Here is a 25,078-nt window from a genome sequence, read left to right as displayed (position 1 = left end):
TATTGGCGTTTTTTAAGTCTTAAACACTGCAATTTAGCTGCTTTTAAGTGCAACTAACCTTAGCTAAAATGTTTAAGAAACTTACTAAGCAGAAAAAAAGGCAAAAGAAATCCCGTGTTAGCTAATTGTCACTCCCTAATCCTGCAAATTGGCGTACTATACTGTCTTAAACGACTTATAAGCGCGTTTCAGCTTATGTAGGTAAAAACCCAGAAATGTTGTGAAGACATAAGGTGCACATAGTACAAAAAATTAAAAATAAGACGCCAACTACGTTGTTTTCTTGCTGTTTAATCTGCACAGATGAAGATAACTGAATACCTTCACTTTCATGATAAGGGACCTGGCGAGGCTTGTCAAGTAAGTTTTTTCGTTTCTACTGAATGACAGTTGTGATCTATGCAAGAAGTCTGTTGTAGTTTGTACGATATCTTTATAAAATGGTTCGCATAAGTTATCTAGCAGTGCAACTAAACAAATACAAAAATCAAAACGTTGCGGTTTTTGGTCTTGGTAAAACTGGTTTATCCGCCATTAACGCTCTGATAAAGAGTGGTGCAAGAGTATATGCATGGGATGATCATGAAGAGCAAATAGCAAATGCAAAAATGATGAATAAAAAATGTAATTTTATTCATCCCAAGGAATACAATTGGCATGAGATCAGTGCATTGGTTTTAAGCCCTGGGGTGCCAACAGAGCTACATTGGATAGTAAAACTTGCAAGGAGATTTGATTGCAAAATAAAATCAGACATTGAGCTATTTCTTGAAGCTAAAGCTACGAACCAGAAGGTAATAGGCATCACAGGAACAAATGGTAAATCAACCACTACATCACTAATAGGGCACATATTAAAATCTGCAGGGAAAAAAGTAGCTATTGGTGGAAATTTAGGCGTTCCTGTTTTGGATCTAGAAAGAGATGCAGAAATTTATGTAATTGAATTTTCCTCTTTTCAATTGGAGTTGATGAATGAAATTAACGTGGACATTTCAGCACTGCTCAATATTACACCAGATCACATAGATAGGCATGGAAGTATGGAGAACTACATAGCAACTAAATTAAAACTGATAAACGGTAGTGAGGTTGCCGTAATAGGACGTGACAATGAGATTACTGCTGACATATTCAACAAATTCACTGGAAACAAAATTCCAATTTCAGTAACATATTCCCCGATGTCATTCCAGCGCGTGACGCTGGAATCCAGAAAAGAAAAACCATTGCCAACTACTCAGATGACAGAGGGTGGTGCAAGAGATCTAATATCATTGGCAGGTAACAATTTGCTTGATTATAGTGAACAGATTACTGGTATAGATCGAAATTATCTGGATCCCAGTGTCAGCTACTTGGATGACAAAAGGGGCACTGAGATCCAGAAGATCTCGTTAAAACTAGAGAATCATAGCTTATCAGTAAGCGACGTGAAAATAAACCTAATATCTAATGCAGAGAACATAGCAGCCGCATATGCCGTATGTAAGCTACTTGGAGTAGATAGCAACACTATTATCAATGGAATCAAGTCCTTTTCAGGACTGAGGCATAGGAATGAACTGCTTGGCAAAATAAGAAATGTGTTTTTCGTGAACGATAGCAAAGCAACTAATGCAAAGTCGAGCGAAAAGGCGATCTTATCTTATGAAAACATAAATTGGATCGTTGGTGGAAGAAGCAAAAAAGGCGGAATAGAATCATTAAGCAAGCATTTCACGAGAATTAGAAAAGCTTTTCTTATTGGGGAATCAACCGAAGCCTTTGCAAACACTATGGAGAATAAAGTAGATTTTGTAAAATGTTGCAATTTGAAAAACGCACTTAAACTAGCTTTTGAAGAGGCCTTAAATAGCAAAGAAGAAGTAACTATATTACTTTCTCCCGCGTGTGCTTCTTTTGATCAATGGAAAAATTTCGAGGAACGTGGTGAAGCATTTTGTAGAATGTTTGAAAATCTCAGGTACAATCACACATGCTGTTTAGTATAATGTTGCGTGGAACAAGATGAAATAAAGTTAATAATAGATAAGCTAATTAGGGTTATTCCATTTGAAGGGATAAGCGATGAAACCCTATTAAAGGTGTGTACAGACCTTAATCTAGCTAGTAGCTTTTGCAAATTTCAGAATGGAATATATAGCGCTTTGGAGCACATAGCAGAGGACTTAAATAGCTCAATGGAAGCTGAACTAAGAAACTCCAATTTAGAAGACATGAAAGTGCGAGAGCGAGTAAAGTTAGCTATTCAAATACGCCTTTCAAACTACGCTAAGCTACCGAATTATAGAGAACTTTTAAAAAATGTTTTATCATTCTCGGTATCACCAAAAAATACATATTTTTCTAGTAAACTTTCATACAGAACTATTAGCGCGATTTGGTATGGCATTCATGACCAATCAACAGATTTTAACTACTATACAAAAAGAGCAATATTAGCTGGAGTGTACTTAAGTACGATACTTTTTTTTATCAATGATTATTCAGAGGATTTTGCGGATACTTTATCGTTTCTTGATAAACGTATCAACAATGTCATGACATTTCAAAAATTCAAAACTCGCTTAAAAGGAATCATAGGAAATTTCTTATAAGCTATTGATTATTGGTAGAAAAGTACTTGAACACGATCCTTGAAACACGGAGTGTAAGAACAAAAATATTCATGCTGATCACAAAGAACATTTAGTTTATCATGAAGATAACGGTAGTATAAAAAAGTATGAAGAAAAAGAAAATAAATTTATTGAAGAAGCACGTGAATATTTAATAGACTATGAATTTAATAAAAATTTTGATCTAGAGAAGTACAGAAAAAGTGGTTTCTTTGGAAAATTGACGGAAATAGAACTGGAACTCATCAATGAAAAGTATATGCAAGTTCAAGTTAATAGAAAAAGAAAAATTATTCTTGCTATACCGTAGGTACGTTCCAAGATTATACTGAAGTTTTTATTGCACTCAAAACCTTCATTTTTTCTAATCTCTAGAATTATCAATGCATCATTACTTAACCAGCCTGAGTGAGCTAATCCATCTAAAGTTGATTCAACCAGATTGCTATTGTAAGGCGGGTCTATAAAAACTATGTCGCATTTTGAAATAGGTTGTGGCAATTTGTTAGCACTGCAACAAATTAGCGTGACATTGTCCGTAATTCCAAAATCTTCTGCTGTTTTTTTAGGCAATTGCAAATTGTAATAATCTGAATCCACCATGAATGCATGATTAGCGCCGCGAGAAAGCGCTTCAAATGAAAAAGAGCCACTTCCGCAGAATAAATCAAGTACATTCAAGTTATAAATAGGTTTTCTTGAGGAAAGTATACTAAATATTGCTTCTCGGACAACACTCATAGTTGGCCGTGCAGCTAAATGCTTACCTGTGGCTATTTTCCTTCCGCGATATTTTCCCGCAATAATACGCAGCATACTAAATAACCTCCAAAATAATTAATTATTTATACTATATGATTAATGTCAATATGGCTTTAGCAGTTTAATAGAGAGAAGCTATCGAGTTGCTTGTAAGAAAAACACAAGCTCATCAGTTATTTTTTTTTGATTTGCCTGTTGCATTTATTGCTTGACCAATCTCATCTTGTAAATCACCATAATCATTTCTTTCATCGTGATTCATCCTTTCAATTCTGCTTTCTAACTCTAACTTAATTATAGTATTGATTCTATCTATATCATCGAGGAAATCTTTACATTCTTCATCACTATATTCTTCACCAGATGATTTTTTTTCAATAAATAGACTTTTAAGCTTTGTGAGATCAGAATTCTGATCGGTATTCAGTACAACATTTCTCTCTATAAAGCTAAGATCTGATAGTAATAAGCTAACCTCTAATAAATCTTCACTTTTCACGTTTTCAAGGTTTTCAAGGCTTTCTAAAATACTAAACACCTTAAGTTCTTCTTGCACAATTTCTTTATCTTCCTTATCAAATTCGGATAATAACTCATGATTATCTATGAATTTCTCACTCAAAGCTTTATTCAATTTAACGAAGTCGATGTCGTTATCTGGCAATGTATTATCTAATAATAGATCCACTCTTGCTCTGCGCGCATTCAAGATGTCATCATAGTCATTTAACTTTATATTGCCATCATCGTCTTGCTGCAATTCATAATAATCAAGACCTTTGAAATTTTTTTTACTAGTCTTCATTGTTACCCTCATCCCCACTTCTTTCTCTTGGCTCATCTGGTACACCTCTTTTTATTGATTCATTTGGCTGGCTCTCGCCTTGTTTTGGATCTGGCACACTTGATTGATTGTTACTACCCTCATCCTTATCTCTCTCTGGTTCTCTCTTACGCCCAATGGTGTAATCATGAAGCCTTTCAAGGAATTCCCGCCTATATTCTTTCGCCCTATAGAGTAGGTTATGATCATAGCCATGCTTTCCTATAGAATCAAGGCCATGCTTCCAAGTAAACTTCATAGCATCTTCTATCGTATAGCCCAAGTGTGATCCCACGTATCCTTTATAATATTCCAAATATCTGTTAATCCTTCTATGTGCAATATCTTCTTTATCAACTCCAAATGCCCTGTAAATTTTTTCTTCAAGCTTATCAACATCATTTTTAGGCGAAGTTAGAAATTTTGTTGCTTCAATAGTGGCACTTACAAATTTACGTGGCACATTAATAGCATGTTTCAGCACACCTCCAACTTCTGGTATCCTGCCCACTAGATTAGCTGCACCTCCAGCTAATCTGTCTGGTAAATGAGTAGCCCAACTGCCTACAGACTCTAGTTTTCCACCAGCAAAATCTTGCCACCAATGTTTTAATTCTCCTGCTAAGCCAGTCAAAGGTGATGCTTGATACATACTAGATATGCTGTAAACGCTGTATCCACCACCGGCAATACTTGAGCCCATTTGTTGTACGAACTCGCGCAGGGAGAACATTAAAAATGAAAGCAAGAATAATACAAAGATTTCCCCTGCATTGATTAAATAACCTCTCTGTATGTCTTGCACCCTTTGGTAATCGCTATTATTTTGATAATCTTGATTTAAGTCAGAGAAATTTTCCAATTTACAGCTTTTATCACTTTCCATCACCTTTTCCACTAAAGACCTTATTTTACTTTTTAGATCTAGTCTTATGATACCATTTCTATAATCATTTATCATCTTTCGATAATTGTTGCATTCGGTTCCATCTTGTATAGATTGACAGTAGTGCTTTGTTATTTCACTATCCATACTACCTATCTTTTTTTCTATATTGTTGATTAACAATAGGATATCAGCCTTTTCTGACGCATGGGATAAACTATTTGTTAAACGCACTAAATCTTTCGCACTACAGCTATTATCTACTACCATATCACTCTCTGCTATATAATGGTCTGCTGGATTATTTTTAGTGCCAGGAATTGGATTAAAGAAAGGGTAATCTATATAACGAAAGCCTTTTTCAATATAATCCGGTGGAAGAGGGATATATCCAGCGCCTCCAGTAAACTTTATTGTACCACCTTCTCTGCTTATCTTTTCTATACCTTCTATGTTCTTATCTACGTTCAGCGGAGAAGCTTCTCCAAGAGTGTAAGGTACGAAAATTTGCCCTGGGGTCCAACCAAAGTACTGCTTATCAACGATACAAAAACCGCCAAACACCCATTTTGGAGCACATAGTCTCACCTCGAACCATTTATTGTAACATACAGTAAAACCTAATTGCCTATAAAAGGTGTTCATTATAATTGCAGCCAGCAATGACAGCAGAGTAAATATCATGATCGATTGCAAGCAAAAACTAATACAGAATTTTATCCATCCATCAAACAGACTTTTCAGCGGTGAAAATAAAATAGAGATCAGGAACAATGGCATGATAGCTATAAGAAAAGCTATACCCATAAAGCCAGAGAGAAATATTATGTAAGCATATAAACATAGCAGAAAATATAAAACGATTCCTATGAGAATTGCCGGTATCATAAGGAGGCTTGCCCACATTTGGTAATGTAAAAACGCTGCAAACTTTTTCCAAACAGAATAAGCAAAAAACTTATTGAACATGTCCTCCATGAAGCTAAACAACTTAGCTTCATCTCCTTGAGCAATACTTCCGTTGTTCATGTTGGGAGCAAAATTAGTAATTATGCTTATCAATTGTTCAAGGCCTTTGATGAATAAAACGAGAAAATGATCATAGAAAAATCTAAAACTTCCAGGAGATATAAGCACTATTACTAGAGTGATTTTCATCATTCTGATGAGCATATCAGGCTTAGTTTCTCGTATCATGCCAAAAAGATAAAGAAGCGATAAAATCATTACAAATAGAACAAGCAAGGAAAGAACAAAATTGTGAAAGCTCGTACTTTTTTCAGCTATATTTTCGAACATAGCTTGTGCAGCTGCAGGGTCGTTACTGTCAAAATGTTTTTCACAATTCTTGTTGATTAATAACACACATTTTAGGTAGTGATAAATATAATCAAAAAATCCAGAGTCACTTGGTTTTCGCACTCCGCTCAAAAATTCAAAAGAGTAGCCACCTACATTATCTAAGTAATGTCTATCTAATATTTTTACATATATTTTCCATCCTTTTTCTAACTTTACCTGATCACAATTCCTGTCCTTTAATCCCGTGTTATTTCCTTTTAAAGTAAAAAGCCCGCTTCCATTTTCTGCTAAGGAATTGTAACCTAGATGCACAGTGGGAGATTCAGGGTTGCGCATAGATTTCAGATTTTCGTTAGGATCTGGTTCCATGGTCTTTTTACCATCTGTATCTGTAAAAGTTCTTCTAAATAAAAGATAAGCACCATGACCGTTGGTAAACCAACATGGAGCACCACGTGATACTGTGTTTGCGCTATCATCTTCATTAATGCACTTGCAATTTACAGTGCAACTTGCATTAGGCTTACTTGAAAATTTTTGTATGCTAGGTTTATAATCATTACAAACTAAGTGAAAGTCAGGTAAGCTGTTGTCACTTTGTTTATCTTCAAATTTGGTTGCATATTTTAGCTGTTCCAAGCCTTGCAAGCTATAACCGCTTTTAGATTCTTTCTTATTGTCATTACTCCAAGACGTCCATGCACCATTAACTCGTACCACTAAGTCATCTCCATTGGTTTCTAATCCAGTATCTTCCCACTTCACCACTTGGTTATGGTGGAAACCATAATTAATTTCTCCAGTTTCAGGATCAATAACTTCTCCATCTTCTGGAATAAACGCATCGTGGTCGCTTGAAAAATGAGCGCTTACTGCAATAGGTTTAGGACCGAAATAGTCAGCAGATATGCACCTTGGAAAAGGCATATCGTTCTTACTACAACCTATGATCAGCACATAAGCTGCAAGAAGTAATACCCTAAACCAACATTTGCCTAAGCGTGATTGCATATCTAAACTTTTTCCAAATATAGAAATAAACTTCTAAAACTTTACTTAAAATATCTTTTTAATTAGTTACTCCATAACATCATTCATATCTTACCCCTCTTCATTTCCTTCCTTGTTTTTAGCTTTATCACTAGGATCACTTCTTATTGTTTCATCAGGATTTTTTTGCTGACCTGATTGTTTTGGTGCTTCAGGTTTAGAGCTCCCCCTCTCCTTTTTATCAGGACCTTTTTGCTTACCTGATTGTTCTGGTATTTCAGATTTAGGGCTCACGGAATTATCCTTCACGTCAACTTCCGTCCGATCTTTACCCACTTGTTGCCTAATGTTCTGTATCATACCTTGCGTCTTATTATCAAGGCCAACAGACGACAGTATAGATTGTGATGCGCTTGTGGCAACTTGACCAACACTGCCAGCAACTCCCCAACCAGAACCGAATATTGCTTGTGCCATAGCTTCTGATGCATCAACGAAAGCTTCCATTGCTTTGGCAATAATGAAGTATATTAGTGCCTGGACTAGATCTATAGGTAATGCTGCAAAGTGCCCGCCAGTTCTTTCTCCGGTACTGAGTGCAACATCAACGCTAGTGCTAGGGCCATATCCAAGAGGTAGTATTGATTTTATGAGACAGAAATCATATGATAAGAAATTGATACTAATTAAACATTGATAGCATGCAGAAAAATTCGTGAGATTGTATAAAACTGAATACATCAATTGGTTTAAGAGGGACAGGGATGAAAATAGAATGACTGGTTGTACTGCAACATGAGCCAGTGTTTTTATCCAGTTATCAAACAAGGACTTAGTCTGTTGAAATAAAATAAACACGATAAACAAAGGTGTTAACGACAATAAAAACGCTACTAAAACAGTAGATATTACATATTTCAATGTAGCGCTAATAATGCATTTTAAGAACATAAAAGTAGCGTAGAGTATTACCAAAAAAGCAATAAAACCAAAAGGACCAGAGAGCATTAATGATAAAAACTTCAGCCATGTTTCTCCTGTGAATAATACTCCCGCTGTTAAGTCTAAGAATGCAAATTTTCTTCCCCCTTCCCCTATATAGCCAGAAAAGCTATCAACTAAATAAGTACTACCATCTACAAAAAGTCTGGATAAAGTTGTACCAAAGAGTTCCCAGCTTCTATCGCTAAAGGCAAAAGCTATAAATGCTATCTTGAACATTCTTACAATGAAATCAAATTTACTTAGCTGTATTGTTCCAAGCATATAGCCAACGACAGTAAATATAACGTATAGAGTAAGCAAAGCTCTTACTCCCTGAAGGAGACCTTTTATATATCCTTTATATGAATCTTTAACATTGTCTTTAAATCCTCCTGTTGCAAAATCAAATATCTCGTTTATAGTTGATGAGATAGAATCGTTAATTTTCTTTTTGACAAACAAGTTTATACTGTACTTATTGTTTTGATAATATTTGCCATCTTTGTCTGTGATGTCCTCTCTCTCTACGTTTCTTACATCGATACCAAAATATATCTTCTTAGATTCTTTATCTGTTAAATGACTTCCATTTATTATATAATAGTCCACATTATCCTCTGTTTTTTTATCCAAGTTCTCTACTTTTTTGAAATCATTAGTCTCTGGTGCAGATGGATCCTCTGGCGAGTTATCACCCAAGTACATATACAACTTTTTACCACTATCAAAGTTACATGACCTAGTTACTTTAACGTGGTACCCGCCCCTATTACGGTAATAATAGCCATGGTCTGCAATAGCAAGCATCACACTGCTATCGGGAGTTACCTTGTCATTTACTGGATAATCCTCATTCAACTTCAAAGAAAAATCCTCAAAATTATCGCTAATTTGTGAACACACATTACCCTGTCTTGCACCTATTTCATTATCTGGAAAACATTGAATACCTTTAGCAGTATCTTGATCATCAAGATCACCAATTTTTGCAACAAGAGCCTCAGCCCAAGAGTTATCATCTTCAGTAAAACTACCTGCTTTGACATTTTCTTCCACTTTCTTTAAATAAGAATACATATCACATTTGTCGTTTTTATTATCATATTTTTCGTATCTTATAGAAGAGACACAGTTCTGTTTTCTTGCTTGACCTAAATTATAGTTCCATATACCCTCTTTGCTGTAACATATATTTTGATAGTAACAGTTAAGCTCATAAGAGCTGTACTTTTTTCTCTCATCAGGACTACAGTTTTTTCCATCACATAACTCGTTCAATCCTATTTTAGCGCGGCGTAAATCGAGTAGCGAACCATTGATCCATGGACTTTCGTTTTTAACATAATCTTTATTAAAATGCACCTTATTATCGTATGGAGTGTAGCCGTTACCAACTAACACTCTCCTTTTTTCCATGTTTTCTTTGCTAAGCTGCGGAAATTCTACTGTAGTCCTTTTACTATTATCTCCACAATAAAACGTTCCTCCATTGAGCATGTCTTCTATCGTAGCTTTTTTATCTCCTGTTTCAGTGCTATAACAATTGTTATCAAAGCTGGTACCTTTTCCTCCTGGATTGTTATAATCAATTTTCATATCTCTGGAAACTAAGCTAAAGCTTAACTTGTCGCCAGGATTTACTTTAATTCCAGTGTCTACATAACGTCTCTTACTATAATAGGATTGATCATTTCCGAACCTTTTGCCTTTACACACTTCTTGTTCGTCAAGACCGAAATTGTCAGCTAACTTGTCATTATTAATGTCTCTAGCTCCCTCGTAATCTGGTTCTGAGTTATCCACACAAAACACAGCTGGCACAAGTACTTTCCTTGGATTTTTGTCTTCTTTAAAAGGGCAGAAATTTACTGATCCATCGAGGGTGAATTTGATTTCTTCATCCTTGCTAATTATCTGACCAGAATCAACCCAATGAATTTTAACTTTTTCATCTGCTTTATGAACTGGAACATCCACATTAACGCTGATATTTCTGCTCTGCAACCCAGGTTCGACACAATCCATGTTACAACCAGTGATTGCGAAACATAGTATCAATAATAGTGATCTTTTACTTATCATTGTGGGCCTCCTGTAGGTATCTTAGGTCCTTGAGGTCCTTGAGCCCTTTGCGGTATTTGAGGTCTTGATGCACCTGACTGTTGAGAAGAACCCCCTCCTCCATGTCTTCTTTGAACGCTTTGTTCATCTAACCCTACTATTCCCAGCAAGCTTTGTTGATATTGTTTTCCAGGTTCGCTTGCCACATAAACACCAAACAATGAGTCAGATACTGCAGAAGAGGCTTTAACTAAAGCCTTCATAGCGTGCCCCAAAATAACAAAAGCCATCATAGCGGTAATATTAGGTGTATATTTGGAAGCATAACCATAGAAGATACAAGGGTTAAAAATCTTTAGGTTAATACTAAGTATACACGTAGAGCAGACTTCAAAATCAAATACTGAATATATGATATAATCCATAACTTGACTTATCAGTGATATAAAAATTAAAAGCACTACTGGATGAATCGCAAATCTTGCTAAATTTTTAACCCAATTGTGAAACATATGCCTAGTACGTGTAAATAGGAGGCAAATAATAAAGATAGGCGCTAAAGATAGCAATAACGCAACTATCACTATAGATGTAATAAAAGAAAATAAGGCATTAAAAATGGATAAGCTCACTGTGATTAAACCCCAAATCACCAAGCAAAAAGATACAATGCCCAAAGGGCCAGAAAATATAAGAGATACTATTAACAATACTGAATGCGATGACAAGAACCTATTGAGCGGCAAATCAAGAAACTCAAAAACATTTGAAGTAGTGCCTCTGAAATTTGCTATTTCTATTAACTGTTTTGGGGTGTTAATAAAAATAGAAAATGCATTGTTATAAAAAAAATTCCAACTGTTGTCCTGCAGCAGCTGGGTAATAACTCCTATCTTTACGCATATAATTAGAAACTCATATATAGAAATATGAGTTAAACCAAAAAAGTAGTAAAGGGTATATAAGGTTATGTATAATACTAACAGCGATATTATCGTAGATCTAATGGTGTTTGTTCTGCTTGATTTTATAAAACTTTCATAAAGAGACTTTACAGGACTAATATCAGAGTGAATCGCGTTGGGGTCTTTATAGCTGGAACCAAAAAATGCAGTTTTTACTTTTTCGTCAAAAAAATTATAGATTGCACTAAAAGTTCTTGTAGGTGGCTCTTTAGTTGTGAGGTTAATGCTAAACTGACCTTCATTTTTATAATCGCAGCCATGGTCTCTTATTCCGTAATATATGGTGCCTGTTTTGTCTTTTAACTTTTCTTTTATGCTTTCCATATATTGGATGTCATGAACTTTGCTGATATCCACAGATATATCTCCCTGGGTTTCATCAGGGTTATGCTCAGGGAATTTATCAGAAACGTGTATATATAAGTTGTTTTCTAGACTATGGTTCTTTGTTACTCTTATGTTGAACCCGCCTTTGTCATTTGTATTGTAGCAGCTTTTGTCATTTCTGCTACATAGACTAAAAGTTAAACTTGGTATTTGATGGTCATTCTCCATCTTATGATCACAACTAGTACATAAACCACCACTTGGAATGTGTTCAAGAGTTTCATTATCCATACCAACTTTTAGAAATGTAATGTCAGTTTTTACCTGCTTTTTTTTCAGTATGTTACTAATAGCGTTAACATCATCAGACCGGGATACCTCACCCTCTATACTATTGTATTCAATATACACGCAATCTTTGTTTCCGCTACCAGAAGAAAATTTACATATACGTTTACAGAGTAAATTTAAAATGCGCGTATCTATCTTACTTGCACTGCTCTCTGAAAGCTTGCTGCAATCTATATTTTCTCCTTGTTTCATAGAGTGAATAATATTTTCAATTTCCTTTTTTCTTTCATCTTGATCTAACTTCGAAAACCAGTACTCTCTTCCACTCAACCATTGCGCATCGCCTATTATATATTTATTAGGACATATCCCATCCTTGCCGCCTTGGCATTTCTCTTGATTTAAAACATGTGCAAAATGTTCCGTTTCTTGCTCGCTACACTTTTCGTCGATTTTCACATACCTGATTTTTGTCTCACTCTCTTTATCTTTACACACTTTACTTCCAACAACACTAAAGCTTATCGTATCGCCAGCTTCAAGTGCAAATGGTAATGTAACGTCATTTCTCCCAGGCCCAATTGCAAAATCTGTATACTGCTTAGGACAAAAATTAACCTTACTAGGCACTATATTAATCTCTGTTACGCTTCTTATCCCATCTGAGATGTAAACACCGGAATCAACCCACTTCTGCTCTGTTGACACTATATCTAGTTTTTCACGCAAACCTGATAAATTTTCTGGCTTAATACAGTTATCCTCCCCGCATCCAGACAATAAAAAAAGCACCACAAAACTTATGCACAATTTACCCAAGTTTTGGTTACTTAAACGTTTAAGCATCTGTTACTTACCTTAACTAGCATCACCGCCACCTTAGTTAATCTTTTCGCTGGAACCTTTACCACTATTTCCACCTCCTCCACCAGTACCTCTTGCCTTCTTGACAGCCGCAGCAGCAGCTTGACCAACACCTCCAGCAGCAGCTTTGGCAGCAGATAAAGCTTTGCCCACCATTTGTCCAGGTGTATGACCTGATCCAAGTGCTGATCTATAGTTACCAGCAAGTTCGGCAGCCATACCAGGAAGAATAGTTAAAAAGTGGTAAAATAAAAACAGTACTAAACATAACTTCAGTAATTCTCCAAGTATAGAATTACTAAATTCAACGTACTTAAAATCAACCAGACCAAGTAGCGCAGCCTTCTCCCATTTCCACTCTTGCAGCATGCATGCTAAAGTATTTGGATTGCTAGCACATTCTCCTTTTTTCAGCTTAAACCATTGTTTCTTGCTACTACCTGAGGCCCTTAATTTGTCCTCATATTCCTTGTCTTGCTCAAAACTCAGACCCCTGTAAAAGATTTTGTCACATGCTATAAACATAAAAGATAGAAACGCAAAAAGGATAACCGGGTATAAGCTATAGGTGATTAATTCTTTTACCCAGCCATCAAAATATCCTTTGGTGTGTTGAAATAAAACCATAGGAATGAACAAAGGTGATAAGATGACGATTACACTTAAAGCAACTAGAGATAAAATAAATACATAGCACAGCCACAAAATAACCATCATCATCAAAACGGCCATAAATATACAGACAATGGCTACTAAAATTTGTCCACCAGCGAAAATAATACCGATTATCGAACCTGCAACTAACAAGACAGGGGCAGCACCAAGCAAGATTGCTAACGTTACAACACTTCCAGTACCAATTTTGCCACCAATCCCTTCTAAAGGTGCTCCTAAATAGAATAGAATCCTACAATCAAGCCTGTCCCAAGGAGCGAGATAACTGTAAGATACCTTCTTTCCTGCACGATCGTATTCATAATCCTCTGCTTTGTAGTTACATATACCTTTACTTTCAGATGAAGCTTTCAGCACTATTTCTGACAAACCATTTGAGAGACGAGTTAATTCTCCATAGTAATGAGACATGGTACTGCCTGTTGTAAAATAAATCACTAAAGCGAATTTAATAATCAACATGTACATCTCTTGTGGACTGCGAACTCCACCAGACATAGCTTTTATAGAAAACAGTATTAAAGCCAAAACTAGGACAGCAGTTACGGTATTTTTTAGCTTTTTCTGTGCTACAGATAAGAAACTGCCCTTGTTATGTCCATTTTGATCGTTAAGTGGGCTGCCACTTGAATCAATACCTGCAACTAAATTATCTAACGATTCCTTAATGCATTGCACTATCATAGAAGTGATGGGAAGAGGAGCTAATGATTTACTCCCTGCCTGATTGTAGCAAGCTTCAGAGACATACGAGCTAAAACAGCCTTTATTGTTGTAACCTACAAAAATTTTTCCTTCTTTTTCTTTGTTTCTGATAGTAGTTTTATAGTTATCATCATTGCCAATAGGAATGTCTTCCTTCCCTGTACCATCCTTGTTTTTGAATATCATCACAGATTCTTCACACATAGGAGCAAGCGGGTCAGGTAGTAATTCCGTGCATCCCATATCAACCCCTTGCGGCCAAGGAGTCATTTCGATACCAAGCATTCTCACACTTGCCAGCTCCACACACAACCTGCCCATTTTTCTCACTGCTTTGAATGTAGCTCCATGTATGGTTTCGCTTTGCCCAGCTTTAAGAACTTCACATTTCAGTTCACCATCAACTTTTGGCGACCATGACCCATCTACGTATCCAGTGTCCTTCTCTCTAACATCAAAGTCTATATCACTAAAAAGATTACCAAACGTTAAGGGGTTTCGATGACATACTTCTATATATTCACTGTATTGCACTCCATTTTTGGGCCAAAAATAATTCCTATATTCGTTATTCATAGTATCTGAGTTGTTAGAGTCTAAAATCTCTTTTTCTGTTTGTTTTCCATCTTTTCCTGATTTTCCTTGTAATGCAGAAAAATATTCGTCTTCTTTTTGATAATTTTTATCTGTGTGGACACTATAACCTGTATCTTTTAATTTAAAGTTTTTATATTTTCCATCATGGTCACGTGCAACTGGGTGTCTAACAAAACTATGCTCACAAACAACAAGCCCCCCTATTGCTTTCCAGACTCCAACAACTGCAGCTATCATACCAACAATAACAAAAGCAGTAAATAAACCAGCAGAAGAGACGATCAAAATAACGCCAGTCCATACTGCACCAATAGCAATTGCTATCCCAGCGATTGCTGCACCTGTCTTAAACGCTCCACAGTCAGGATTAGAGGCACGACTGAAACTGCCAGTAGAATTAAATCCGCTAACAAATTCTGTCTTGTCAGTACCACTTACTCCATCTGCAAGCACTGGATATGAGAGTAAAAAGTCTATATTTAGTAAAAATATCGCAATTAATAGCAATGACAGCTTAGTCTTAAACATTTTTTACCTTCTGATAAAATATAGGCAACCATACTTTTGGGTTGTCCCCAACTTCATTTAATATATCGTGTAACAATAGAACACTTTCTGCACGTCCGGATAATACGTTGATTATATCATCCAGGTCTTTTAAGTCTATTCTAGCTACTACAGCATTAACTCCTTGTTTCACCAAAAAGAATCTAGTGCTTGGATCTGTGTGCTTGATTAATATATATTCACGTTCAGTTAACATAAAAACATCCCGATAGACACTAGTAGCTTTCAGATTTGGTAAAAAAATCTGTGTCGCTGTTTGTTGTACAAGCGTATCGCTAATAGCACTTTTACTTGCATCCTCAACACTCTGAGTAGCAAAAATCACAAAAGCATTTAGTTTTCTCAGTACCTTCAACCAGTCTTTTATCTTGGGTGCAAAAACTGGATTATCTATTAATGCCCATGCCTCATCAAGAACGATAATGGATGGAGTGCCATCAAGAGATATACTAATCCTATGAAATAAATAAATCAATACTGGTCCAAGGGCAACAGGATCTTTGAGCAAGCTAGCCATCTCAAAACCAAATACTCTTGCTCGTGAAAAATCTAGCAAATCTTCTTTATTGTCAAATATTGCAGCATGAGAACCATTATCATGCCACATAGATATTGCTCCAGCTAGAGTATCAGGACCTGCAAGCCCTAAAAACGGTACAAGGTTTCTCAAGAATCTGTCTTCTTTTCTTAATTTAAAATTTCCTTCAATTGCATCATTAATTCGTGCAATATCTTCTGAAGTAAATTTATCATTATATACCGAAATTAAAGACTTTATCCACTCCATTAAAAATGTTCTATTATCAGAGGTGTCATCAAGTTGCAAAGGATTAAAATTTGTTTTAGTTCTTGGTTCTATTACAGTATAGATACCACCAAGTGCTCTTAAGAAAATCTCTGCACCGCGATCTTTGTCAAAAAAGAATACCCTTGGAGAAAACTTCATCGCTTGGGCACACAAGAAATTCATTAAAACAGTTTTACCAGCACCAGTTGGGCCAATTATCATAGTGTGTCCAACATCCCTTATATGAAAGTTGAAAAAAAATGGAGTACCAGATGTCGTGTCAAAAACTGTAACAGCATCTCCCCAGTGGTTATTGAATTTATTGCCAGTAGGATAATTATGTTGAGATGCAAATCCAGCCAAATTAAGACTACTTATTGTAGCTTTTCTCACTATATAATCGAAATTACCAGGAATTTGCGCCCAAAATGCTGGTTCAAGGTTAACTCTCTCACGGACAGGATAAACACCGCAATTAGAAAGCTCTGATTCTACCAACGACAGAGCGTTATCCAATGATTTAGGACTTTTTTCTATACATAAAATAGTCAGGTGATGTTGACCAAAGGCAATCTTACCACTCATTGCGTCATCAAGCGCTTGAGAAATTTCTGCTATTTGAGAAATAGCTTTATCTGCAGACTGTATCATTCGATTTTGCTGTATCTGCATTTTTCCAATCGCCATTTGCCTGTTTATAAATTGAAAAGATTGCGTAATTATAAACTCGTAAGGAAGTTGTAAAAACGAATCAAGCATTCCTGCAGAAGTATGATTTCCATATTCTTTGATACTAATTATTCCAGCATATTTACTCCTATTATGAGTCACAACCTGTATTATCTTACGGCCAAAGAATAACCTATGTACTGGTAAGTATCTTGATATTTCAGTTCTTAGCGGAAAAAGCGTATTTGTAACGAAGCCACAATTTACAATTCTAGATAGAAACTCCATTACTTCACAGAACAAACCATCTGGAGTTTCTTTTACTCCAAGGATTTTAGGCGAATAATTCCTAAGGCTTGTCACTACACGATTTGTCGTTTCCTCTAAATCTTCATACGTGGCACGCATATCACTTTCCCAAGCATGTTTTGAAGTTACATGTCCGAATTTTTTTAGTAGATATGACAAAAATTCTACTCCTTTTGTGTCTGCTCTACGGATAATCGTAATGTATAGGTCATTAATAAATGATTGCCTTGTTGCGTGTTTTTCTCTCCATTTTAGATTTACGTGATTAGCGAAAAAATTCGGCAAACCTTGACTTGCAAATTCATCAGAAAAAATATTTTTTTTACGTCTGATAGTATGAAAATACAAACTAAATGCAGGAGATGAAATGCTTCTGAGCATCTGATTCCTGATATTATTTTGTATTACTAAATCCTCGTCATCGGCGGTTTCAAATGCAAAGCCACTTAATTTTATAACCTTAACCAACCAATTTTCTTTTGTCATCAAGGTTGTGCTATTCCAATAGCAAGAATAAGGAATAAATTCAGCAGCGTGAACTTCCCTGTTCAGAGTAGGTTTACTCTTTGATTGAATAGTCCTAAACCTCAGCATCACACAACATTAAGCAATATCATAAGAATTGGCTCCATGATAAAAACGATTTAAACATTTCGAGCACTTTCCTAATTTTACCATAAATAATTCAATAAACAACGGTTCTTTTGCAGAAGCTATATAGCCAAGTCCATGTATACCTGGTAACATTAAGAGAATCACTCTCAAATCATTTGAATTAATGAAAATTAGCATGCAAATCAGGACGTTTAATATTGCAAACATATAACTCACGCCAAAGAGCATTGCAGGCCTTGTAAGACCTTTAAATAATTGATCTGTTTGTATACTACCTGTGGACATATCTTTAACCTTCTAATAATAACTAATACTATATCATTATATTAAAAATCCATTGAAACTAGTAGCACTTTAAGTTAAGATACATTATTTAACCCAGATAATGACAAGTTGGCCATTTCAAGAAGCAGAAAAAATATTGCAAGAGTTTCCTAATAAAAAAGAAATAATATTTGAAACTGGTTATGGACCCTCTGGTTTACCCCACATAGGAACCTTTGGAGAGGTTTTCCGCACTACAGTTGTTGTAAATGCATTAAAAAAAATAGCTCCTGGTATAAAAACCAAAATCATTGCAGTTTCAGATGATATGGATGGTTTGCGAAAAATACCAGATAATGTGCCAAATCAAGAGATGCTAAGGGAGCACTTAAATAAACCATTGACTATGATACCCGATCCATTTGGCACTCATGAGAGTTATGGTCATCACATGAATTCGTTGTTGTGTAAATTTCTTGATTTGTTTGAATTTGAATACGAATTTAGGAGTGCAACAGAGTGTTATAAATCTGGCGTTTACGATGAAAAACTTTTACTCCTGCTGAAAGATTATGATAAAGTGATGGACGTAATGCTTCCATCATTTCGGAAAGAAAGGCAGCAGACTTACAGTCCATTCTTGCCGGTATGCCCAAAAACTTCCCAAGTTTTACAAGTTCCAGTAATTGAAACAAATACAGATAAAGGAACAATCACGTATGAAGACCCAAACGGGGAAAAAATAGAAGTTCCAGTGACAAAAGGAAAATGTAAACTGCAATGGAAACCTGATTGGGGAATGAGGTGGGCCGCATTTGGAGTAAATTATGAAGCTCACGGAAAAGATTTAACTCCATCTGCTGTGCTTTCAAGTCAAATATGTGAAATACTTGGAGAAAAGCCACCACTTCTGTTTTGCTACGAGCTTTTCCTTGATAAAGGAGGAAAGAAAATATCAAAATCAAGAGGAAATGGCATTTCAATTGAAGAGTGGTTAACTTACGCACCAACAGAGAGCTTAGCATTGTACATTTTTCAGAGCCCTAAAAAAGCTAAACGTTTATATTTTGATGTGATACCAAAATCAACTGATGAGTATCTAGAGTTTGTTAAGCGTTATAATGAGAACAACGGGGAAAACACAAATAGTAAATTTAATACAGAACCTGGTTATGATGAGAAATTTTTAGGAGAAGCGCAGGTGAGCACCGCAGAATACTCGAATGTATTTGAGGAGCGCAAGCAAGCTTTAACGACAAAATTGCCATCAGAAGCAAACCCTGCCTGGCATATCCACCAGGGCAATGTTCCCAATATAGAAACTTCAGGCATAAATTTCTCACTACTTTTTAACCTAGCAGCGGCTTGTAATGCTGAAAACAAAGAGATCCTATGGGGTTTTATATCCTCTTATGCACCGAACGTCACACCAGAAAATAATAAAATGCTTGATAGACTTTCAGACTTTGCAGTAAAGTATTACCACGATTTTATCAAACCAACAAAATCATATAAAACTCCAAATGCAAAAGAGAGAGAAGCGTTACTAGATTTGAAGGACACTTTACATTCTCTATCTACAACTGTTACTGCTGAAGAAATTCAATCTCAGATATTTTCTATTGGAAAAAAATATGATTATACCAACTTACGTGACTGGTTTCAGCTATTATATGAAATGTTACTTGGCCAAAAAACCGGTCCAAGAATGGGATCTTTCATAAAGCTTTATGGAATAGATAATACGATTTCTCTCATAGAAAGCGCTACTAAATGTATACTTTAGAGTTTACCTTCTTTCATTTGAGCTCTTTAGTTTTTAGCTCTGCCTTCTAAGGCTTTTACTCGTGACAACCACTGTGCCTGCGATCTTGTCGTGCCAAGTTTGACAGCGTTTGTTGAAATTTGACCATAAAAAGCCCAAGAATAATGGTGCAGCTGACAATATAAAGGAAAAAAATCTCTTTGTTGCTTGTCTCAAAGTTATCTTTTCAAAAGTTTGTGCATTTACAACTCTGAGCCCAAGTAGTAGTTTTCCGGGTGTAGCAGTAAACCTTACCCACATATATGTTACATAGCAAAAGAGCATAATGAATTGGACTATTTGATTTAGGATTTGTAATTTTATAAGTCTACTCTGCGTTGTCTTTTCTTCTGCAGAAAGTGGCGCTTGCATTTGGTATTTTGCAGCAATTTGACTTAATATTTTGCTATCCTCTGAGTTCATAAAGAGCTGATTTAAGGCTTGGCTGCAAAACTGCAAGAACAAAACGATAATAATCAAATCAAGCAATACTGATATATAGCGCCTAAGTCCTGTTACATAACATATCCCATTTTCATCTTTCTTTACCTTTTGAATAACATTTATAGAAGAAAAAATAGAAAATAGACGATTAAAAAATTTATGTAACATATATACTTTCCAATATTTAACGTGCCCCTGGCCGGACTTGAACCAGCATGCTTTTGCAAGCAACAGATTTTGAGTCTGCCGTGTCTACCATTCCACCACAGGGGCATTAAGTTTTAATGCTATAGGCAACAAGGAATTAGTCAAATTTTTTTGCCTTTACATCTTTCAAATGAGGACTAAATATTCTACAATAATCAACAGTTATTCTCAAAACTTAAAATGAATGAATTAGCTAGTCTCCTCAGTTCAAGAAGTGTAGATAAGGAAATATGTAAATTACCGCATAATTTAGAAGCCGAGCAAATGCTTATTGGCGCAATGATTCGTGATAATAGAATCTGTGATGCAGTTGAAGATACAATCACGGCAGAGAATTTCTATGATCCATTACATCAGAGTATCTTTACGCAAATATCCAAAACCAGGAAACACGGTATAGTTGCCAATGAACTAAGCCTCAAAATGTTTTTTGAGAACGACCAAGCGTTTACCGAGTGTGGTGGGATAGAGTACTTAACAAAGCTTGCAGCAAAGGCAAGTATTGCACTTGATATCTATAGTTTGACTAGAATAATCCGTGATACTTACTTAAGGAGATGTTTAATTAAGCTCGGGCAAGAAATAGTTGGTGATAGCTACAACTACGATATTGAAAATCCTGCACAGGCGCAAATTGAACAAGCAATGACAAAATTGTTCAACTTAGCAGTAAAAAAACAAGGTGAGAAAACATATATAAAACTTGCAAGTTCAATTAAAGACGTAGTTGAGAAGATCAGCACACTGAAAAATAATCCAGAAGCGCTGGGCGTTACAACCGGACTTCAAGATCTAAATCAGCTTCTTGGTGGCCTACAAAAATCTGATTTATTAATTTTAGCTGCAAGGCCTTCTATGGGTAAAACAGCACTGGCGCTAAACATCGCACTTAATGCTTGTAAAATGTTGCAAAAAAGAGCAGATAAACAACACTATGTAGCGTTTTTCTCACTTGAAATGTCAGCAGAACAATTAACCGCAAGGCTGATCACTATAGATTCAGGGATTAGTTATTATAAGGCATTAACCGGGAGAATTAGCGATTTTGAATTGCACGAATTCATCAATGCTAGTACAGAATTATCTGAACTGCCTTTCATCATAGATGACACCCCTGCGCTATCAATTAGTGCACTTCGCACCAGAATACGCTTGTTGTATCAATTATATAATGTAGAAGTGGTATTCATTGATTATTTGCAGCTAATCAGAGGAACAACAAAAAGAAGTAATGAAAATAGAGTACAAGAAATCTCGGAAGTGACGCAGGGTTTGAAAGCAATTGCAAAAGAGCTGAATATTCCCATTGTTGCACTATCTCAGCTCTCTCGTTCTGTTGAGCAGAGGGATGATAAAAAACCACAACTTTCTGATTTACGTGATTCAGGAAGCATAGAGCAAGACGCAGATATAGTGATGTTCCTCTATAGAGAAGAATACTATGAATTAAGAAAGCAGCCAAATGAAGGAAGCAATAAACATCGGGAATGGCAAGAGAAAATGGAAAAAATTAGAAACATTGCAGAGCTCGTTATTGCAAAGCAGAGAAATGGGCCAATTGGCAGTGTGAAGCTATATTTTGACTCTAACAGAGGTGCATTTAAAGATTACACGGAAAGGCATAGTTTGTAGCTTGGCAGCAATCTTTTTGTTCCCAAGTTCGTTGATTATTTTTTTATGTGAAGGTAGCTTGACAATTTCTTAAAAATCCTTTTATAACGGTATTATATTTTATAATACATAAGGAATAATCATGATAAGTAAAGGCAATGTACCCTATTATATGGCTGGAACTCTGGCTGCTTTCACTTTATTAGCATCTGGAGTGTTTGCTGCAGCTCCTTATGTTGGTTTCTTAGCTCCAGTTGCAGCATTAAGTATTGGCCTGCCATTTATTATTGGTTGTGCTGTACTCTCTGCTGTAGCCATTGCACTTTCAGCTGTAGCAATTAGCAAAAACAATACTATTTCTCAACAAGGAAAGCTTGAAAGTTGTATAGCTCAAAGGAAGCAGGAAGAAGAAAATGCAAGGGCAGGGTTGAAGGCTAAGGGTTTACTTCCTAACGTTCCATATAAAAATGTTGAGGCTTCTAGCCCAAAAAGTCAGCCAACTAAAGAAGGAAATGGTCAAAGCTGGGGTGCATGGGCTTGGCAAAACAAGTCTAAGATAGGAGTAGGAGCAGTAGCAGTAGGAGGAGTAGCATGGTTAGCATATGTTGCTGCAAATGGTGGACTTGGTGTTGCTGACAGCTCGTCTAGTATAGTAAGCAATCCTGTTGATAGCACAGAAAGTGGTGGATTTTGTGTTGCTGACAGCTTGTCTAGTATAGTAAGCAATCCTGTTGATAGCACAGAAAGTGGTGGATTTTGTGTTGCTGACAGCTCGTCTAGTATAGCAAGCAATCCTGTTGATAGCACAGAAGATGGTACCTCATTATATGCACTAGCCTCAACTATAATAAGCATTATCTTTATAAGTTATGGGCTTGATGTGGATTTCACAGGACCTATAAGAGATCATGGATGGGGATATTATCACTAATCTGTTTTCTGGAAAAGGTAATAGTGCTGAGAGTAGTAAAACTGTTGGATCTAATCAAATGAATATACCAGCAAAAGAGGCTACATGTCTTGATAGTACATCTTTCCCTAGAGTAGATAATGGTATAAACACATTAAAACAACCAGATACTCTTGTTGATTCTGTTGAGTTGAAAAAACTAACAGAAGCTCACCCTTCAATCTATAGTGCTGCTAAGCATTAACTTTTGAAAAACCGGCGTAGGTTTAGGCAATGTTATGCCTGAACTTACGCATGCGTCGCACAGAGATTTTAAATCTCGTTGTTCTTTTGGAATTTGCAATTGATCAAGTATCATTTCTGCTGACTTGGGAACAATTGGCTGCAATAAAATGCCTATTATTCTTATATATTCCAGTAATTTGTAGATTACTAAATTCATGCGTTCTCTATCAGTTTTGCTTAATATCCAGGGTGCACTTTTGTCTATATAAGCATTGGCTTCAGAAGAGATGTTGATAATTAGAAGTATAATCTGGTTGAACTCATACTTTGATAGATGATTCATCACCTGATCGAGTATAGCTTTGCAACCTGGAAGACTTTCTTCATCTTTAAGTAGGCTTTGATCGATTGTTGGTACAATTCCAGAACATTGCTTGTGTAAAAATGAAATTGTTCTTTGTACTAAATTGCCTATATTGTTTGCAAGTTCTGAGTTTATGCGGCTGATCATGTTTTTCTTACTGAAATTTCCATCTTGGCCAAAACTTGCTTCCCGAAGGAGAAAATAGCGTAGTTGATCAACACCAAACTCTTGAGCGAGGCCAATTGGATCTATGACATTACCAAGGGACTTGGATATTTTTTCTCCTTCGTTTAGCCACCAACCATGAACTGCAATTTGTTTTGGCAGTGGCAAATCTGCTGAAAGGAGAATCGCTGGCCAATATACGGCATGAAAACGCAATATGTCTTTACCAATTACATGAACATTGAAGGAGTTATCAGCTGATGTCATTCCAGCGCGTGACGCTGGAATCTGCGTTTTGGATTCTGCCCAAAATCTTTTATATTCCTCACCCTCAGTACTAGGGAAACCTATTGATGTAAGATAATTGGTTAATGCATCTATCCAGACATAGATTACGTGTTTGTCATTACCTGGTACTTTTATTCCCCAGTTAAAACTAGTGCGAGAGATTGAAAGGTCAGTGAGTCCCGATTTTACAAACGATATCACTTCATTTTTTCTGCTCTCAGGAAAGATAAAATTTGGTTGACCTTCATATAGCTCAAGTAATTTGTTTTGCCAGTTTGATAAGCGAAAAAAGTAGCTCTCTTCTTTTATCCACTGAACTTCTGCGCCTGTTGGTGCTTTGCCATCTATCAGCTCTGACTCCTGATAAAATGCTTCATCACGCACTGAATACCAACCCGAATAGGAATCCAAATATATTTGTCCTCTCTCTTCAAGTCTATTCCATAAAGCTATAACTGCTTTTTTGTGACGTTCCTCCGTAGTGCGAATAAAATCGTCATACTCAAAATTCATGAACTTAGCCAATTCTTTAAATGAAACGCTCACTTCATCTGTAAATTCTTTTGGCTGCATTTCCTTTGCTTTAGCTGCATTTTCGATTTTTTGTCCATGTTCATCTGTACCGGTAGTAAATTTGACTTTTTTTCCAGCTAGTTTCATGAACCTTGCCACCACATCACAGATGAGAGAAGTATATGCATGCCCGATATGCGGCTTATCGTTTATGTAATATATTGGCGTGGTGATGTAAAAGTTCTCGAATTGTTCCATTATGCAGTGCTTAAAGCTTTATCGTATCTGTGCTAGTAATAAAAATCAATGTGTAGTACACTATGTATAACTATACAAACGTTTGTTTTAGAAAGCAATCCGTACAGCAGATGGTGTCATCCAAGTAGCTGACAACATAGAAACGAAAAAACTTACTTGACAAGCCTCGCCAGCCCCCTTATTATGAAACTGAAGGTATTCAGTTATCTTCATCTGTGCAGATTA

The 25,078-nt window shown here is 36.1% G+C and carries 16 protein-coding genes, 1 tRNA gene and 1 pseudogene; 7 read left to right on the top strand and 11 right to left on the bottom strand.

Features of this window, described 5'->3' with window-relative positions; all coding sequences use genetic code 11:
- The first annotated feature begins 440 nt into the window (after window positions 1–440).
- The 3 genes and pseudogenes from OZD67_RS00895 to OZD67_RS06490 form a co-directional block, all read left to right on the top strand.
- Entirely contained in the window at window positions 441–1,994 is a 1,554-nt protein-coding gene (locus OZD67_RS00895; protein WP_182184017.1) for a Mur ligase family protein, read from the top strand.
- Window positions 1,995–2,000: 6 nt separating this feature from the next.
- A complete protein-coding gene (locus OZD67_RS00890; RefSeq protein WP_182184015.1) occupies window positions 2,001–2,600 on the top strand; it encodes a COQ9 family protein in 600 nt (199 codons plus the stop codon).
- Window positions 2,601–2,622: 22 nt separating this feature from the next.
- A pseudogene (locus OZD67_RS06490) lies at window positions 2,623–2,931 on the top strand (hypothetical protein); the annotation flags it as partial.
- On the opposite strand, the gene rsmD reads toward OZD67_RS06490, so the two are convergent.
- The 8 genes from rsmD to OZD67_RS00850 form a co-directional block, all read right to left on the bottom strand.
- Entirely contained in the window at window positions 2,889–3,437 is a 549-nt protein-coding gene (gene rsmD / locus OZD67_RS00885; RefSeq protein ID WP_182184013.1) for a 16S rRNA (guanine(966)-N(2))-methyltransferase RsmD, read from the bottom strand. The pseudogene OZD67_RS06490 and the gene rsmD overlap by 43 nt on opposite strands.
- Before the next feature lie 115 nt (window positions 3,438–3,552).
- Window positions 3,553–4,188, bottom strand: a complete 636-nt coding sequence (locus tag OZD67_RS00880; RefSeq protein WP_182184011.1) for a WD_0853 family protein — start codon at window positions 4,186–4,188, stop codon at window positions 3,553–3,555.
- Entirely contained in the window at window positions 4,178–7,405 is a 3,228-nt protein-coding gene (locus tag OZD67_RS00875; protein WP_182184009.1) for a TrbL/VirB6 family protein, read from the bottom strand. The genes OZD67_RS00880 and OZD67_RS00875 overlap by 11 nt, the downstream gene beginning before the upstream one ends.
- A 90-nt stretch (window positions 7,406–7,495) precedes the next feature.
- Window positions 7,496–10,450 carry a TrbL/VirB6 family protein gene (locus OZD67_RS00870; protein ID WP_182184008.1) on the bottom strand — a complete coding sequence of 985 codons (2,955 nt, stop codon included), beginning with the start codon at window positions 10,448–10,450 and terminating at the stop codon, window positions 7,496–7,498.
- On the bottom strand, window positions 10,447–12,858 hold the full coding sequence (locus OZD67_RS00865) for a TrbL/VirB6 family protein (RefSeq protein ID WP_182184006.1): 2,412 nt from the start codon (window positions 12,856–12,858) through the stop codon (window positions 10,447–10,449). The genes OZD67_RS00870 and OZD67_RS00865 overlap by 4 nt, the downstream gene beginning before the upstream one ends.
- A gap of 33 nt (window positions 12,859–12,891) precedes the next feature.
- Window positions 12,892–15,381, bottom strand: coding sequence for a TrbL/VirB6 family protein (locus OZD67_RS00860; RefSeq protein ID WP_182184004.1), 2,490 nt, complete (start codon window positions 15,379–15,381; stop codon window positions 12,892–12,894).
- Window positions 15,374–17,779, bottom strand: coding sequence for a VirB4 family type IV secretion/conjugal transfer ATPase (locus OZD67_RS00855; RefSeq protein WP_182184003.1), 2,406 nt, complete (start codon window positions 17,777–17,779; stop codon window positions 15,374–15,376). Before OZD67_RS00855 ends, OZD67_RS00860 begins: the two co-directional genes overlap by 8 nt.
- A gap of 9 nt (window positions 17,780–17,788) precedes the next feature.
- Window positions 17,789–18,085 (bottom strand): type IV secretion system protein VirB3, encoded by a 297-nt coding sequence (locus tag OZD67_RS00850; RefSeq protein ID WP_007548615.1) that lies wholly within the window; start codon window positions 18,083–18,085, stop codon window positions 17,789–17,791.
- A gap of 100 nt (window positions 18,086–18,185) precedes the next feature.
- Here OZD67_RS00850 and lysS point away from each other — a divergent pair, with 100 nt between their 5' ends.
- Entirely contained in the window at window positions 18,186–19,850 is a 1,665-nt protein-coding gene (lysS, locus tag OZD67_RS00845; protein WP_182184001.1) for a lysine--tRNA ligase, read from the top strand.
- Between the two features lie 33 nt (window positions 19,851–19,883).
- Here lysS and OZD67_RS00840 read toward each other — a convergent pair whose 3' ends face one another.
- Window positions 19,884–20,480, bottom strand: a complete 597-nt coding sequence (locus OZD67_RS00840; protein ID WP_182184000.1) for an RDD family protein — start codon at window positions 20,478–20,480, stop codon at window positions 19,884–19,886.
- 22 nt (window positions 20,481–20,502) lie between these two features.
- A tRNA-Leu gene (locus OZD67_RS00835) sits at window positions 20,503–20,585 on the bottom strand.
- A 114-nt stretch (window positions 20,586–20,699) separates the two neighbouring features.
- Between OZD67_RS00835 and OZD67_RS00830 the strand changes: the two genes are divergently transcribed.
- From OZD67_RS00830 to OZD67_RS00820, 3 genes are all read left to right on the top strand, one after another.
- Window positions 20,700–22,151 (top strand): replicative DNA helicase, encoded by a 1,452-nt coding sequence (locus tag OZD67_RS00830; protein WP_182183998.1) that lies wholly within the window; start codon window positions 20,700–20,702, stop codon window positions 22,149–22,151.
- 121 nt (window positions 22,152–22,272) lie between these two features.
- Window positions 22,273–23,061, top strand: coding sequence for a hypothetical protein (locus OZD67_RS00825; protein ID WP_182183996.1), 789 nt, complete (start codon window positions 22,273–22,275; stop codon window positions 23,059–23,061).
- Window positions 23,039–23,284 (top strand): hypothetical protein, encoded by a 246-nt coding sequence (locus OZD67_RS00820; protein WP_182183994.1) that lies wholly within the window; start codon window positions 23,039–23,041, stop codon window positions 23,282–23,284. Before OZD67_RS00825 ends, OZD67_RS00820 begins: the two co-directional genes overlap by 23 nt.
- Here the strand turns inward: OZD67_RS00820 and metG are convergent.
- Window positions 23,258–24,853, bottom strand: a complete 1,596-nt coding sequence (gene metG / locus OZD67_RS00815) for a methionine--tRNA ligase (RefSeq protein ID WP_182183993.1) — start codon at window positions 24,851–24,853, stop codon at window positions 23,258–23,260. The two genes, OZD67_RS00820 and metG, sit on opposite strands and share 27 nt — an antisense overlap.
- Between the last annotated feature and the right edge of the window lie 225 nt (window positions 24,854–25,078).

The organism is Wolbachia endosymbiont of Drosophila nikananu (assembly GCF_028981865.1).
In the GTDB taxonomy this organism is placed as follows: domain Bacteria; phylum Pseudomonadota; class Alphaproteobacteria; order Rickettsiales; family Anaplasmataceae; genus Wolbachia; species Wolbachia pipientis_B.
This window is presented reverse-complemented; position numbering and strand designations above follow the sequence as displayed.